Here is a 15,356-nt window from a genome sequence, read left to right as displayed (position 1 = left end):
GGTCCGTCAGTGAAGGGCATGTGGACCGACGACGAGGAACTGACCGGCCATCGGATGCTCGCCCACCGGACGCTCGGCCCGCCCGGCGGCCGGGGCGTCCCACCCTCCGCCGCGGGGGTGAGCGGTGGCGTCCGCTGCGGTCATCCGCTGCTCTATCCGGTCCCGACGCGGGATCTGCCCGCGGTGCTGCGCCACCGTGCCGGCCTGGGCCGCCACCGGTACGTCGGCGCGATCTTCGCCTTCGACCTCGACGTGCTCGACACCGGCCGGCGCTACACCGGGGCACGGTTCGAGGTGACCCTCTCCGGCACCGGGGCGCGCGCGGTCCTGCTGGCCATGGACGGCGACGAACTCGGCCTGGTGCAGACCGCGGAGGCGACGCACGCCGCGTCGGTCATCGCCGGGCGCACGGTGACCGCCGCGGCCGGCCGGCCGGGCCTGCTGCGCAGACTCTCCGCCCGGCGGGACGTGCCCCGTGCCTGGACGACCGGTGTCCAGACCGCCTCGTTCGGCTGGCTCTACGACGACCCGAAAGGCCGATCGGTGCTTCCGCGCACGTACGGGATGCACGCCCTGCTGGAGGTGCCGGCCGAGGCGACCGAGGTGGCCGGCGCTCTCTCCGTCCAGGTGGAGACGGACGGTACCGGCGGCCCGCAGGACGGCGTGCTCTCCGACGCGGTCCGCTTCACCGAGCGGATGACCGCGGTGCCCGCGCACGGTCCGGCGGCCGTACGGCTGTGCATGGCCGCCGACGTGGTCGGCTACAGCCGGCGCCGCAACGACGAGACCGAGGTGCTGCAGCGCGACCTGGTGGACGTGCTCGCCCGGGCCCGGCGCGCGGCGGGCATCCGGGACGCCGACGTCGCCCCGCAGCCGCAGGGCGACGGCCAGTTCACCGTGCTGCCCGTCGGGCTGGACGAGTCCGCCGTCATCCCGGCGCTACTGGACGAGCTGGCCGGCCGGCTGGCCGCGCGTGATCGGGGCCGGCCGGCGCGGGACCGGATGCAGTTGCGCGTCGCGCTGCATCGCGGGCTGGTCAAGGAGGGCGACAACGGCTGGATCGGCACCGCGGCCATAGCGGTGCACCGGATCCTGGACAGCGCGCCGCTGCGCGAGGCGGTCCGTTCCCACGGCGCGGCCACCTACGTCCTCGGCCTGCCGGACGTGCTCTACCGCGACGTGATCGTGCACGCCGCGCGGCCGCCGCTGCCCGCCGCGTTCCGGGAGATGACCGTCGACCTGCCGGCCAAGGGCTTCGTCGAGCACGGATGGTTGCACGTCGGGCCGGAGGTGTCCGCGTGAGGACGCTCTACGCGCTCATGGTCGGCATCGACGCGTACCACGCCGTTCGTCCGCTGCGCGGATGCGTGCGCGACGTTCGTGCGGCACGCGCGCATCTCGATGCGGCCCTCGCCCCGGGCATGCGGCTGGCACCACTGATGTTGCTGGACGAGCAGGCGACCCGCGCGGCGATCGTCGGCGCGATCCGGTCGCACCTGGGGCAGGCGGGCCCGGACGACGTGGCGCTCCTCTGGTTCAGCGGGCACGGCTCCGACGCACCCGCACCGGACTGGGCGAGAGTCCTGGAATCGACCGGCCGGGTGCAGACGCTCGTCTGCGTGGACAGCCGCACCGGTGACGTGCCGGACCTGTGGGACAAGGAACTGTCGGTGCTGCTCGACGAGGTCGCCGACCGGGCCGGGCACGTCACCGTCGTCCTGGACAGCTGTCACTCGGACGGTGCGACCCGCGAGCTCGTCGAGCGGGAGCCGGCCGCACGCACCCGCTCGGTGCCGCCGGCCGCCCCCCGTACGCTGGACTCCGTGCGCCCCGAGGTGATCCGGCGGGCGATGGATCCACGCCCGGCCGAGCACGTCGTGCTCGCCGCCTGCCGATCCTTCGAGGCGGCCGAGGAACGGCTGCTGGACGGCGAGACGCGTGGCGTGTTCAGCTGGTCGCTGCTGCGCTCCTTGCAACGGCTCGGGCCGGACGCGTCCTACCGCGACCTCATGCTGGCCGCACAGACCGAGGTGGCCATGCGCGCGTCCCGGCAGTCGCCGCAGGCCCGCCCGCGTGACTCGGCCCTGCTCGGCCTGAGGTTCCTCGGCGGTGCGGTCGCCACGCCGGGCAGCGGCGTCCGGATGCGCTTCACCCGCGCGGGCTGGATGATCGACTCCGGGGCGGTGCACGGTCTGCCCGCCGGGCCGGGAGTCCGGATCGGTGTGCGCGGCGGCGAGCCCGGCCGTGAGGCCGATGTGGTCGAGGTCCGCATGGAGGAGAGCCGGGTCGAACCGATCGGCGGCTGGCGCCCCGCACCCGACGAGCAGTTCCCGGTCGTCGTGACCGCGGTCCCGCTGCCGCCGACGACCGTGGCCGTCGACGGTGACGACGCCGGCGCGACGGCACGGCTCACGGAGGCCGTCCACGGCTCCGTCCATCTCCGCGTCGTGCCGCCGGGCGCGCCGGAGGTGCCGGACCTGCGCGTGCGATGCCACCGCGGCGGCACCCTGTCGATCACCGACCAGCACGGCGAGCGCCTCGAGGAACGCACGCACGACGGGCCGTACGGCACGGTGGAGACGTTGTCCGTGCTCGAGCACATCGCACGGTGGCGGCTGGTGCGGGAGCTGCGCAACCCGGCGTCGGCGCTGGCCGACCCGGTGCGCATCGAGCTGCTGGCCGCCGAGCCGGGCCAGCGTCTGATTCCCACGGCGGGAGAGCCGTTGATCCCCGATCCGAACGGCGAGTACGTGGTGAGCTACCGGCAGACCCCCGCCGGCTGGGCGCCACCGGAGCTCTTCATCCGGCTCCGCAACCGCGGTGACGAGCCGCTCTACTGCGCGCTGCTCGATCTGACGCCCAGGTTCAAGGTCCACGCCGCGCTGTTCCCGGGCGACTTCATCGAGGCCGGCGCCACCGGATCGTGCCTCGGCGGCCGGCGGATCACCGCCTTCCTGCCGGACGGCCTGGCCGCCGCGCCGGGCGTCACCGTCCGCGACCGGCTCAAGCTCATCGTGGCCGAGGAACAGTTCTCCGTCGAGCCGTACCACCTGCCCGCTCTCGGCCGGCCGCTCGGCCGGCGCCGCGGCGCGCTCTCGGCGGCCGGCCTGATCGAACGGCTGGGCGGCGCCGCACTCCACCGCGACGTCGGCGATCCGGTGCTGACGTCCGGCTACGACTGGACGACCACCGAGGTGACGCTCACGACGGTGGTGCCACCCCGATAGGCCTCACCGGCCGGCCTTTCCACGCAGCGCGCCGGCCAGCCGCTCCCCGGCACGGCACTCCCGGTCCGCGGCGTCGATCACGGCTGCGAGCCGGCGCATCACCCGGACGGTCTCCGGTGGGGCCGGCCGCGAGCCGACCGCGGCGCGGAGCAGGGCTTCAGTGGCGTCGTCCAGATCACGCCGCGCCCAGCGGGTGCCGGCCGCACGCGCCCGCAGGCACAGACCGGTGGCGAGCAGCAGATGATCGGTCCGGTTGGCCCGGCCGGCGTCCGCGACGGCGATGGCGAGCGCCACGACGTCGTCGACCAGGTCGGCCGGCGGTGCCGGTGCGGCCGGGGTGAGCAGGGCTTCCAGCGCCTCGAAGAGGTCACCGCCGCCGGACACCCGGGCACGCAGTTCCCGGCGCAGCACGGCCGGATCGTCCGCCGTCGCCGCGGCGGCCGGGCGGTCCGGCGCGGTGGACGGCCCGCTGCCGTCGTCGACCTGGACGAACGGGACCGGCCGGTCCAGCGGCCCCTGGCCGGCGATCTCCTCGGCCCGGTAGAACGCGGTGCTGCGTGCGTCCGGCCCGGCCGCGACGAGCGCGACCTGTTCGTTGTGGACCTCCTGGAACACCGTGATCGCCGACATGATCCGGTTCATCCGATCCGCGCCGGGCGCGGCGTCGCCACACTCCACGACGGCGCGCAGCGCGCCGGCCATCCGCAGGAACAGCGTCGCCGCGTGCTTCGATGCGGGCACACCGGCCGGGGACGCGAGCATCCGCTCGAAGCAGGCGGTCGCGCGGTCCACGTCGGCGGCCATTCCGGCCGGCAGGTCGCCGAACACGACGGAGCTCATGAAGTCCGGCGACCGGATCAGATCCGTGGCGCGGGAGAGGTAGAGCTGGCCGAGGCTCAACCAGAGGTTGAGGAGGACCACGGGTGGCTGGTTCGGGGCCTGCACGGCCTGTTCGAGCTGTTCGATGCCGATGGCGCGGTCCTCGGGGACGGTCAGGTGCCCGGTGTACCGCGCTCCGTACAGCATGCCGCGAAGACCGGCGACGTTGCCGCGCATGCCGTCGTCCACGGCGAAGTAGCCGTACGCCTCGTCGAGTGCCTCGATCGCCTCGTCCAGCAGGGGTTTGGACTCGGGCCGGCCCGGGTTGTCGCGCCAGTACCCGTCGGCGAGCACCTGTGCCAGGTCCAGCAGGGGTCTCGCGCGGGCCGCGCCGTCCAGCCGGTCGAGCTTCGCGCGGAGTGCGTCGGCCTCGGACATGTCGTGTCTCCTCACTCATCGGCCGCCGTGCAGGAAACCCGCCCAGCCGGCGACGTCGGCCGGGTCGGTGCGCCCGTCCGCGAGCTGCCGCCGCAACGGCTCGGGCATGGTGTCCGGTGCCACCCGGCCGGGATCGATCATCCAGAGCTGCGCGCGGTGCAGGGCCGCCCAGACCGGGAGCCCGTCCGTGATCAGGTAGTGGTGGAACATGAACATCAACAGCGACGTGGAGGCGTCCGGGATGGTCCACTGGGTGGAGAGCACCGAACGCACGCCGGCCGCCAGGAACGCGGTCCCCAGGCTGTACGCCTCGTCGTAGTCGCCCGCGGCGAGCCCGGTGCTGCAGGCGGCGAGCACGACCAGGCTCAGCGCCCGGTCGGGTACGGCGTCCATGAGCCGGACCAGTTCCTCGGCGCTCAGCGGCGTACCGTCCGCGAGCAGTAGGTAGGAGCGCCCCGACGAGACGATCCCGTGGCAGGCCAGGTGCAGCATGCTGCCCGCCGCCCGGCTCGCCGAGGTGAGCCAGGCGCGCACCTGGCCGGCGGTGCCCGCGCCGGAGGGCGCGCGGGTGCCGTGATCGTCCGGTAGCCGGCCGAGGTAACGGCCACCGCGGTAGAAGGCCTGCCGGATCTCGTATGCCTCGACGCGGGCGCCGGCCAGGTCCGAGGCCGCACCGGCGGTGTCCGGGTCACCGACGATCATGCCGAGCCGGGATGCCGGCAGCGGGCGCAGGTCCGCGGAGCGACACAGCATGCGCGCGGAGGCCGTCTGGGAGAGGGCCACGGTGCGGATCAGCGGTTCGCCCCCGGCCCGGCCCGCCGCCTGCCATGGGATCAGCGCGAGCTCCCCCATCGGCACCAGCGCGAGCCGCGGCACCCGGTCCCGGGACGGCAGACTCGACACGAACTGCTCCACGACCGGTCCCATCGCGGCACGCCATGCCCAGTCGCGCACCACGTGCAGCTGCTCGGTGAAGTCCTGGTCGAGCGATCCGAGATCTCGTGTCGCCGTTCGTCCGACGATCGCCGTGTCCCGCCGCCTCGCCCCCGCGAGGTAGGCCGCGACCTCCGGGCTCTCGCCGGGGTTCAGGCCGGGGAGCCCGAGGTAACCGAGCCGTCCGGTAGCGGGCACGACGACTGCCAGGCCGGTACCTCGTTCACCGGCCGGGACCAGGTAGACCAGGGCGTCGAGGTCCAGTTCGGTCAGCGCGGCCCGGATCTGCGCCGTCGTGGGCGGATCGAAGAGAGCGCCGCCCGGCGCGATCTCGACGAGCGCGCTGATCACCTTCCGGCGCAGCGTGGACGGCGGACCGCTCTCGGCACTCACCTGCTGCCACCGGCCGGCCAGCTCGGGGTGCCCGGCCGCGCGCAGCCGGTCGGGCACCGAGCGCTGTTCGGTCGCCGCGTAGAGGGCGAGTCCACGGCCCGCGTCCAGTGCGCGCACCGCTCCGGCGACGTCGTTGACCCGCAGGCACCGGTAGGCGACGTCGACGGCCGACTCCGCGGCCTCCCGCGCGACCGCGCTCGCTCCCGCCGCGTCCGGCTGCATGAAGACCTGCCACACGTGGGTACGCAGCGACTCGATCGCGTCCCGGTGGACGTCGCCGCCGTGGCCGAGCCGGAGCCGGACGTCGGCGAGCAGCCCGTGTGCCATCTCCCACAGCCTGTCCTGCGGGCCGCGCAGCAGGCTGATCACCTCGGTCAGCAGCTCCTCCGCCTCCGGCAGATCGGCGACCGAGTTGGTGCGCTCCGATCGCCGGACCAGGGCGAAGGCCAGACCGAAGAGGTGGAACGCGTGGGTCGGGTAGCCGGGGTCGCTGAGGGCGACGGCCTCGCGTGTCCGCCGGACGCCCTCCTCGATCTGGTCCCCATCGGCGTCCGGGGCGAGCAGGGGCAGCACACTTCCGCCCAGTAGGACGGCCTCGTCGGCGGCGCCGGCCGCCGTCCGGTAGCCGCTCGGCCCGTCGATCGCCATCCGGTCGAACTGGCGCACCACGTCGTCGAATCCGGCCAGCCGCCGGGCCTCCTCGGGAATCCCGTCCGCGGCGTGCCGCAGGCGCTCGGCCGCGCCGCCGAAGTCGTCCGACCGGCCGGTCATGACCTCCTGCAGTACGTCGTAGACCTTGTCGAGACCCGCCGTGCTTCCGCCGTTGGACCGCACGAACCGCCGCATCCGGTCCCAGGCCTCGGTCTGGAGCGGATCACCGCGCGCGGCCACACCCTGCACGACCGAGAGGGCCAGCACCGCGGATTCGACGATCGCCCGCGCCCGCGGATCGCCGTCGGTATCCGCCGCCAGTGCCTCGACCTCCTCCAGCGCCGCGTCCGGGTCCCGCAGCTCGAACCGGGCCCCGGCGAGGGTGAGCTGCATGGCCCGGCCCATCGCCCGGATCGCGGGCCACGACCGGGCCGGCGCCGGGTCGGCCGCACCGATCCGCAGCAGGTCGTCCAGCTGCCGGTGCATCGGCATGAGCGCCGGCAGGCCGTTGTCGGTGATGAGCCGTTCGATCAGCGCGGCGGCGAGCGCGCCCCGGTGCGGGCCGCCGGGCGGGATCGCGATCAGCGCGGCGACGGCGTCCTCGATCGTGGCCTGGCCGGCGAGCGCCGCGGCGATCGTGGCGTACCACTCCGCGGTCTGGTCCATCCGATCCCCTCCATGTCGGCGACGCCGGTATCTGACGGACGGCGCGTCCTGTCCGTCAGATGTCGCATGAGGTGACACCACGGACGAGGGGAACTCCATGATCTCGCGCGGCCGGGCGGGGAACGGATGAACCCGCTGCCGATGTTCGACGACGACGATGCCGCGGCGGACGACGTCGGGTTCGTCGTCGACACCCACCGGCGGCGCTTCGTCGCGTTGCTGATCGACACCTCGGACTCGATGCGCACCACCGAGACCGACGGGGTGCCGGCCATCGACGCGCTCAATCGCCGGATCGCGGCCTGGTTGCCGAAGGTGCGTGCCGAGGGGCGCGGCCCGCTCCGCGACGTCGAGTTCGTGGTGCTGACCTTCGGCGCGGGCGGCGTGGTCGTCGTCTCCGGCGACGGGAAGCGGTCGGCGGACGATGAGGGCGCGTTCGTACCGTCGGCGCGGCTGCACATCCCCGAACTCGTCGCCGGTGGTGCCACGCCCATGGTCGAGGCCGTCGATCTGGCGCTTCACCTGCTGGAGGAGCGGCGTGCCCTGGTGCAGCGGCTCGGTCAGCAGACCGGCGCGCCACGGCTGGTGCTGATCAGCGACGGCGCGCCCACCGATCCCGAGGGCAACCCCACCGGTGAGTGGCGGCAACTGGCCCGGCGGCTGGAACAGTCGCGCCGTAGCCGGCGGACCCAGCTGTTCGCGTTCGGGGTGCCGGGCGTGGACGACGAGGTCATGCGCGCGCTGGCCACCGACGACGGCTACTTCAAACTGACCGAGCTCGACCTCAAGAAGCTGCTCGATCTCGTGCTGGTCGCGACCGCGGAGCACACCGACTTCGCCGACGTCCGAAAGCTGTTCGCCGAGGAGTTCGAGCTGTGACGTGGTCGGTGCTCGCCGGGAGCAGCGCGGGCGGGGCCCATGACCGGGCCGCGGCCGGGTCGCAGGACGCACATCTGGTGGCGGAGATCGCCGGCGTGCTCGTGATCGCCGTCGCCGACGGGGCGGGCAGCCGCCGGCACGCGGCGATCGGCGCGACCCTGGCGGTCGGCATGGCGCACCAGGAGGTAGGCCGCCTGCTGCGCGGGCGCGCGGGCGACTCGGCGGATATCCGAGGCGCGGCGCGGGTGGGTGCCCGGCGGACGGTCCGCCGTTTCCATCGGTCGGTGACGGCGCTGGCCCGGGCCGCCGGGGCACGTCCGGCCGACTTCGCCACCACCCTGACCGTGGTGCTGGCCCGGCCGCCGTGGGTGGGCGCCTTCTCTGTCGGCGACGGCTTCGTGGTCACCCGAAACGGAGCCGGCGAGCTCACGCTGCTGCACGCCCCGCCACGCGAGGCCGCCCGGCCGCCCGGCGCGGCGACGCTGATGCCGTCGCGGTTCGGGCGCGTCCGCGTCAGCCGGCGCCTCGTCCGCATCGACGGCCTGACCGGGGTCGCCGCCGGGACCGACGGGCTGGAGACGCTGCTGATCGAGTTCGCCGGGACGCAACCGGTGCGCCCGGCGGCGGAGCCGTTCGGCCGTCTCTTCGGGCTCGCCGACGATCCCGGCACGGATCCCTCGGCGCTCACCCGGATGCTGGCCGGCCGGCGGGTGGGCGAGCTCACCGATGACGACCGCACGCTGGTGCTGGCGGTGCCACGGTGAGCCGCCGGGTCCGGCTGGCCGGCCCGGACGGGACCACCACCCCCGACGAGCTGGACCGGCAGATCGGCTCGGTGGGTTCGCAGGGCTCGGTGTGGACCCTGCGCGCCCGGCCCGACCTCGTGGCGAAGGTGGTGCACCGGGCCGCCGGTGACGATCTCCGCCGCCGGGTGACGTCCATGCTGGGCGGGCCCACCGGCTGGACCGTACCGGACGGGCGGCCGATCGTGGCGTGGCCGGTCGCCGAACTGCGCGGCGACGACGACCGCCTCCTGGGTTACGCGGCCCCACGGCTGGCCGCCCCGTTCTTCGTCGCGCTGCCACTTCTCTTCAATCCGGCGGTACGGCGACGCCTGCTGCCCGGCGGGACCTGGTCCTGGTGGCTGGGCGCGGCGGAGCAGCTCGCCCGGTCCGTGCACACGGTGCACCAGCAGGGACACGTGCTGGGCGACCTCGCACCGGCCAACCTCTTCGCCGCCGCCGACGGCGCGGTCTGCCTGATCGACGCGGACGGCTGGCAGCTGCGGGATCCGGCCGGTGGCGGGCACCTGTCGTGCCCGTTCTCCCGGCCCGAGTACACCGCGCCGGAACTCCTCGGCGCCGGGGCCGTGCCGCGCGACGTCACCAGCGATCACTGGGCGCTCGCCGTGCTCGTCGCACAGCTGCTCGGCCTCGGCTTCCACCCGTTCGGCGGCGTACCCGCCGGTGCGGACGGCCCGATCGAGGAGGTCGACAACGTCGCCGCCCGCCGCTGCCGGGCGCTCGGCGCGCCCGTGCTGGCGCCGGCCACGGCGCCGCCGGCCACGTTGATCACCGACGTGCTCCGGTCGCGCCTCGCCGAGGCCCTGGACGCCGGCCATGACGATCCGGCGGCCCGTCCGGGCCCACTGGCCTGGGCCGCGGCGCTGGCCCGGAGCCGTCGCCGGCTGGTCACCTGCCGGGTGTCCCGGACGCACGTCCACCCTCCCGGCCCGGCCGGATGCCCCTGGTGCGCGATGGTCGCCGCCGGGGCCCGCGACCCCTTCCCACCCCTGGAGCGCCGCCGATGACGATATTGACGATCAGCCGGGTCGCCGCACGCACGTCCGTGCTCGGGCCCGGTGTCCGTGCGGTGATCTGGGTGCACGGGTGCCCGCTGCGCTGTGCCGGCTGCATCGCACCCGAGGACCTGCCGTTCGACGGCGGCGACCGCCGCGCGATCGACGAGCTGGCCGCGTGGCTCACCGGCCTGCCCGCCGACGTCACCGGCGTGACCTTCTCCGGTGGCGAGCCGATGGCGCAGGCCGCCGAGCTCGCCGAGCTGACCGCGCTGATCCGCCGGGAGCGCGACTGGTCGGTGATGTCCTACACCGGCTTCACCCTCGGCCACCTGCGACGGCACGGCACGCCGGGGCAGCACGCGCTGCTGGCCGCCCTGGACGTCCTGGTCGACGGCCCCTACCTGGCCGCCCGGCACGCCGACCTCCGCTGGCGTGCCTCGGACAACCAGCGGGTGCACCTGCTCACCGATCGGCACCCGGCACCGGCCCGCGACACGTCGGCCGGCATCGAGGTGCACGCCGGGACGAGCGACGTGATGTGGATCGGTGTGCCGCCGGTGCCGGGCTTCCGTGACCACTTCGCACAGGCGATGCGGGATCGCGGCGTGCTGCTGGACGGCGCACCGGAACCGACGAACGCAGAGGAGACCGACGATGTCGGGTAGCCCCAAGTACACCAACGTCCGATTCGATGCCGCACGCCAGGCGCAGCTGGAGGCCGCCAGACGCCGGCGGGAGGCCGAGCGTCGCCAGCGGGCGGAGCAGGCCCGGCAGCGCCGGATCGCGGCCGGTGCGCAGGCCGCCCGCGATCGTGCCGGTGCGGTGACCGCCCGGCTCGAACAGCTCGGCGCTGCCGCACGCGGGCTGACCCAGGAAGCCCACGTCGCCGCCGCCCTGTCCGACGTGCGCGCGGTCGCCGCCACGCTGGCGGCACACCTCGACGAGGCGGCCGTCAAGCAGGCCGGCCGGCGGTTACGGGACGCGGAGAAGGCGTCCGACCGGCTGGGCACGGCCGTGGCACGCGAGCTCACCGGCCGGCGGCACGACGCGGCGCTGGCAGCGGCGATCGCACCGCTGGCCCAGGTCACCGACCGCGTGCGCCTGGACCGCGAGGGCCACGACAGGGTCGCCGCGATGATCGGCGAGGCCGAGTCGCGGGCCGGGGACGAGCGCCGGTTCCCGGACGCCGTCCACCGGCTCGGCGGTGCCGTGCAGGACCACCTGGAGCGGGTACGGGATCGCCTCGCACAGCTCAGCCGACTCGCCGGCGAGACCGATGAGGCCGTCGCCGGTCTGCACGCGGCGTTCTCCGACGCCGACCGCAACGACGTGCCGGTGGACGGCCGGGCCGAACTCGATGCCGCCCTCCGCGACCTGGAGGCGGAGCGGGACGGCGCGCACGTGTCGCGCTGGCGACACCGGCTCGGCGAGGTGCGACGGGCCACCGAGGAGCTCACCACGCGCGTGACGGAGCGGCTGGACCAGCTCGACCGCATGGCGATCGTGGTGGAGGCGGCCAGCGCTGCCCTGCCCGCGGCCGGGCTCCGGGTGATCGACGGCAGCCTGGTCGAGACCGGGGAGAGCGTGAGCTTCCGGGCGCTGCGCAGCGACGGCAACCCGATCGAACTGACCGTCCACGCCGGTGACGGCCGCGGCACCCGCCTGGAATACCGGGTGGACGGCGCGGACGTCGTGGTCGAGCACACCGCCGAGGGCGCGGTCTCCCGGTGCGAGCTGACCGAGGACCTGCTCGAACGCTTCCACGAGAAGCTGGGCGCCGAGGGCGTCCGGGCCGACGGCGTGCACTGGGCGGGCAAGCCGGCCGAGCCGCGACCTCCATCGATGCGACACGCCGGCGGGACGGCCCGGCAGGCGAGGAGCACCGGCGGTGAGCGATGAGCCGAAGGCCCGTCCCGTCGCCGCCTGGATGGAGCGCGTCGCAGCGGAGATCACCCGGGGACGGCACGTCATCATTCACGGCAACGTGCGCGACCTGGTCCGCTGGGAGCGCGGCTTCCATCCGCTGCGGCCGGCGCTGACCAGCCTGCTGACCGCGTTCGGCTATCAGCTGGTCGGCGAGTACGACATCGTGGACGGGCTCACCTTCACCGAGCCCGGCCACGAGCAGCAGTTCGAGCGTCTGATCAGCGGTACGACGCCCGGCGCGGCTCCCCCGGCGGACGGCGCCCGGGGCCGCATGGCACAGGCCCTGCACAACGCCCCGCCGCCGGCGCTGAACAATCCGTACGACGTGTGGAACGCGATCCGCCGGGCGCTGCGGCAGAGCGGTGTGCCGACCGCGTTCATGGTCGACCTGGCCGACCTGGCGCTGCCCGCGCCGGACCGGGCCGGCGATGCCGAGAAGCGGCTGCTGGCCACGGTGACCAAGACGATGACCGAGGCGGCCCAGGCCGGGTCGTTGCGCAACCTGGTCGTGCTGATCGCCGACGACCTCGGCTCGCTACCGGCCTGGCTCTACCGTGAGCGCCCGTACATCAACGTGGTGAAGGCGCTCCGGCCCACGTTCGAGGAGCGCTACGTCTACCTCAAGGAGCGGCATCGCAGCTTCCACGAGGCGGACCGGGCCACGGACGTGGTCGCCGACCTGCGTGTGCTGGCGAACCTGTCCGAGGGCATGGCGGTCACGGAACTGGACGGGCTGTGGCGGATGAGCCGACTGCAACGGGTCCCGCTGGCCGAGCCGCGCACGCTGATGAAGCGCACGGTCCTGGGACCGCGGCGCGACCCGTGGCGGCAGATCCGCACCCGGTTGACGGACTTCACGCCGCGGCTCCGGGAGCGGGTCATCGGGCAACCGGTCGCCGTCGAGCGGGTGCACCGCGCGCTGACCGCGGCGACCGTCGGGATCGACTTCGTCGCCGACCCGCACAGCGCCGAGTCCCGGCCGAAGGGCATCTTCTTCTTCGTCGGCCCCACCGGCGTCGGCAAGACCGAACTGGCCCGAGGGCTCAGCGAGTTCGTCTTCGACGACGAGACCGCACTGGCCCGCTTCGACATGTCCACCTTCACCGAGCAGCACGCGGCCGAGCGGCTGACCGGTGCACCGCCCGGGTACGTCGGGCACGAGCGCGGTGGCGAACTGACCAACCTGGTCGGTCAGCGGCCGTTCAGTGTGCTGCTCTTCGACGAGATCGAGAAGGCGCACGCGAGCGTGTTCGACAAGTTCCTCCAGGTGCTCGACGACGGCCGGCTGACCGATGCGCTCGGCAACACCGTGTACTTCTCCGAGACGATCATCATCTTCACGTCGAACCTCGGCGCCAAGGAGACGTACGGCTGGCTCGACGGATCGTCCCTCCCGGACTACGCGACGGTGTCGCAGCACTTCGAACGCTCGGTGCGGGACCACTTCACCCGGACTCTGGGACGCCCCGAGCTCCTGGGCCGGCTCGGCGGCGGCATCACGGTCTTCGACATCCTGCGCCCGGAGTTCGTCGCCCGGATCACCCGCAAGCTGCTCCGGCAGCTCGTGGCCAGCGCTGCGCGGCAACAGATCGGCCTGCGCATCGACGAGCCGGCCGCGATCGAGGAGGTGCAGTCGCGCCTGCGCGATCCGGAGGCGCTGCGGCTCGGTGTGCGCAGCATCCGCAACGTGCTGGACGAGCGGGTCCGTGACCCACTGGTCGAGTTCGTGTTCGCCCACCCCGGCCAGCGGTCGATCACGCTGACGGTACGCCCGGGTGGCACCGACGTACGCGCGGGGTGAGTACGGCGGCGCCGTACCCACCCCGCGCGATCGCTCAGCGGCCGGTCGCCGCGTCCGGGAGGCAGCCGCCGGGCAGCGTTGGCAACGACTGTTCCGCGACCGGCGCCCAGATCCGGCCGGTGACCTGGACCGCGCAGGCGGCGGTCCACCCCGCGACTCCGGTCAGCGCACCCGACCAGGCGAACCCGACGAGCACCGCGGCCAGCAGGGCCAGGATCGTGACCCGCGACGCCCAGTGCGTCGCGGGCAGCCTGATGTCAGCCAATGTTTCCCCATCCCCTCTTCAGGATCCAGCGCAGCACCGCTACCGGGCCGTCCGGGCCGGTGTCGCGTCCGGACACCAGGAAATAGCGGGTCTCCTTGAAGTCCCGTTCGGCCGCCACCACGAGGTTCTCCAGGCCCTGCTCGCAGAGCCAGCCACGCACCGCGGCGGAGTCCGGCGCCGGCATGCGCAGCGGCAGCCGGCGCAGGAGGTCCGCCTTGGTGACCACGAACGCCAGCCGGCGGCCGGCGGTCCGCACGCCGTAGCCCTGCAGTCGCTGCGCGGTGGCGTTGTAGGACGCCTCCGGGTCGTACAGCGCCGCGCTGGCCTCGGTGAAGACGTCCTCGGACGCGGCGCGGTACTCGTGCTGCACCCGCTCGACGGAGAACGGGTCCAGCACGAACGTGAGGGTCTCCGCGTTGTCCAGATAGGACAGCGTCGCGTTCTGTTCGGGATCGGTGAGCGTCTCGCCGGCCGCGTCGAAGAGGTGCAGCAGCGTGCTGTTGACGCCCTGCTCGACGCGGACGGTGACGGCCACCGGCGCGGTCGTGTCCGTCTTGGGCGCGGGCGCGCCCCGGGCCGTCAGGTCCTCGAACACGGAGTAGGTCCGGCGGTGCCCCTCGTCCGGCACCTTCAGCGTGATGCCCGCGCGTTCGGCCGCGCGGTGCAGCCCGACCATCGCCGACATGATGAACTGCGTCTTCCCCGCCGACGCGGCACCGAAGACCGGTGCCCGGACGTCGCGCACCACGCCCGCCCGCGGGAAGTACTCCGTGCCGCAGCTCGGACAGCAGGCCACCAGCCGGCGGCTGAAGGCGGCGCGCAGCACCATCGTCGGCAGCCGCCACCCGCAGGAACACCGGCGCCAGAGCACACCGAGCCGGCCCGGTCGCAGGTCACGGTGCAGATCGTCGCCGTCCGCGGTCTCCTGCGCCCCGTGCGGGCCCCGGCACCGGTACGCCGGCACGGCCGCCACCTCGAAGCAGTTGATGCAGCTGGCCCGTGCGCTGAAGACGGTCCGCCACCCGGCGTCGACGGTGCGCAGCAGGTAGACCACCGGCACGCCGACGAGCCAGGCCACCAGCGTGACCACCGCGATGGCGAGCAGCCCGGCGGCCAGGCCGAGGCCGAGGCCGAGCGAGGTGGCGGCGACGACGACCACCGTCGGGACCAGCACGATCGGCCACCAGAACCCGCCCGCGTTGTTGGCGATCAGCCAGTCGGTCGCGTCCTTCCACATCCGTCGCGTCCACCGGAGCACGCGGACGGCGGCCAGCCGCGCGTCGAGACCGGCCTGCGCGGCGAAGTACTGCGGCCAGGCGCGGTCCCGGCGGACGAACTCGGTCGCGACCCGTCCGGGCAGGCCGTGGCGCACGCCCGTCGGCGTCAGCACCCCCACGCCGGAACCGCCGGCCAGCACGAACGCGACGCCGCAGAGCGCCGCGGCCGTCCCGGTGCCGATCCCGGCGGCGGCCAGCGCGACCGACAGCGGCACGACGATGAAGACGATGCAGACGAGAACGACGCCGGCGTAGAGGAGGAATCCGAACAGTGCCATCA

The 15,356-nt window shown here is 74.1% G+C and carries 12 protein-coding genes; 8 read left to right on the top strand and 4 right to left on the bottom strand.

All coding sequences use genetic code 11. The features are described 5' to 3' along the window. Nucleotides 1-18: 18 nt before the first annotated feature. Together J2S43_RS08175 and J2S43_RS08170 are read left to right on the top strand one after the other, a co-directional pair. Entirely contained in the window at nt 19-1,302 is a 1,284-nt protein-coding gene (locus J2S43_RS08175) for a hypothetical protein (protein ID WP_306828112.1), read from the top strand. Continuing rightward, complete coding sequence (locus J2S43_RS08170; protein ID WP_306828109.1) at nt 1,299-3,227, top strand: caspase family protein; 1,929 nt, start codon at nt 1,299-1,301, stop codon at nt 3,225-3,227. The genes J2S43_RS08175 and J2S43_RS08170 overlap by 4 nt, the downstream gene beginning before the upstream one ends. Nucleotides 3,228-3,230: 3 nt before the next feature. Here J2S43_RS08170 and J2S43_RS08165 read toward each other — a convergent pair whose 3' ends face one another. Beyond that, nucleotides 3,231-4,484: a hypothetical protein gene (locus J2S43_RS08165; RefSeq protein ID WP_306828107.1), complete on the bottom strand. Its 1,254-nt coding sequence runs from the start codon at nt 4,482-4,484 to the stop codon at nt 3,231-3,233. 15 nt (nt 4,485-4,499) lie between these two features. Next, the gene (locus J2S43_RS08160) at nt 4,500-7,127 is read right to left on the bottom strand and encodes a CHAT domain-containing protein (RefSeq protein WP_306828106.1); all 2,628 of its coding nucleotides are present in this window, start codon (nt 7,125-7,127) and stop codon (nt 4,500-4,502) included. A gap of 126 nt (nt 7,128-7,253) precedes the next feature. On the opposite strand from J2S43_RS08160, the gene J2S43_RS08155 reads away from it, so the two are divergent. Genes J2S43_RS08155 through J2S43_RS08130 form a run of 6 tightly spaced genes read left to right on the top strand, consistent with a single transcriptional unit; the run spans nt 7,254 to nt 13,534 of the window. Further along, on the top strand, nt 7,254-8,006 hold the full coding sequence (locus tag J2S43_RS08155) for a vWA domain-containing protein (RefSeq protein WP_306828104.1): 753 nt from the start codon (nt 7,254-7,256) through the stop codon (nt 8,004-8,006). Next, entirely contained in the window at nt 8,003-8,770 is a 768-nt protein-coding gene (locus tag J2S43_RS08150; RefSeq protein ID WP_306828102.1) for a protein phosphatase 2C domain-containing protein, read from the top strand. Before J2S43_RS08155 ends, J2S43_RS08150 begins: the two co-directional genes overlap by 4 nt. Further along, nucleotides 8,767-9,816, top strand: coding sequence for a hypothetical protein (locus tag J2S43_RS08145; protein ID WP_306828101.1), 1,050 nt, complete (start codon nt 8,767-8,769; stop codon nt 9,814-9,816). The genes J2S43_RS08150 and J2S43_RS08145 overlap by 4 nt, the downstream gene beginning before the upstream one ends. Then, a complete protein-coding gene (locus J2S43_RS08140; RefSeq protein WP_306828099.1) occupies nt 9,813-10,472 on the top strand; it encodes a 4Fe-4S single cluster domain-containing protein in 660 nt (219 codons plus the stop codon). Before J2S43_RS08145 ends, J2S43_RS08140 begins: the two co-directional genes overlap by 4 nt. Continuing rightward, nucleotides 10,462-11,706 (top strand): hypothetical protein, encoded by a 1,245-nt coding sequence (locus J2S43_RS08135; protein WP_306828096.1) that lies wholly within the window; start codon nt 10,462-10,464, stop codon nt 11,704-11,706. Before J2S43_RS08140 ends, J2S43_RS08135 begins: the two co-directional genes overlap by 11 nt. Then, complete coding sequence (locus J2S43_RS08130; RefSeq protein ID WP_306828094.1) at nt 11,696-13,534, top strand: AAA family ATPase; 1,839 nt, start codon at nt 11,696-11,698, stop codon at nt 13,532-13,534. Before J2S43_RS08135 ends, J2S43_RS08130 begins: the two co-directional genes overlap by 11 nt. Nucleotides 13,535-13,568: 34 nt before the next feature. On the opposite strand, the gene J2S43_RS08125 is transcribed toward J2S43_RS08130, so the two are convergent. Next, nucleotides 13,569-13,799: a hypothetical protein gene (locus J2S43_RS08125; protein ID WP_306828092.1), complete on the bottom strand. Its 231-nt coding sequence runs from the start codon at nt 13,797-13,799 to the stop codon at nt 13,569-13,571. Continuing rightward, on the bottom strand, nt 13,792-15,354 hold the full coding sequence (locus tag J2S43_RS08120; RefSeq protein WP_306828089.1) for a TRAFAC clade GTPase domain-containing protein: 1,563 nt from the start codon (nt 15,352-15,354) through the stop codon (nt 13,792-13,794). Before J2S43_RS08120 ends, J2S43_RS08125 begins: the two co-directional genes overlap by 8 nt. Nucleotides 15,355-15,356 lie beyond the last annotated feature (2 nt).

Source organism: Catenuloplanes nepalensis (genome assembly GCF_030811575.1).
In the GTDB taxonomy this organism is placed as follows: Bacteria; Actinomycetota; Actinomycetes; order Mycobacteriales; family Micromonosporaceae; genus Catenuloplanes; species Catenuloplanes nepalensis.
This window is presented reverse-complemented; position numbering and strand designations above follow the sequence as displayed.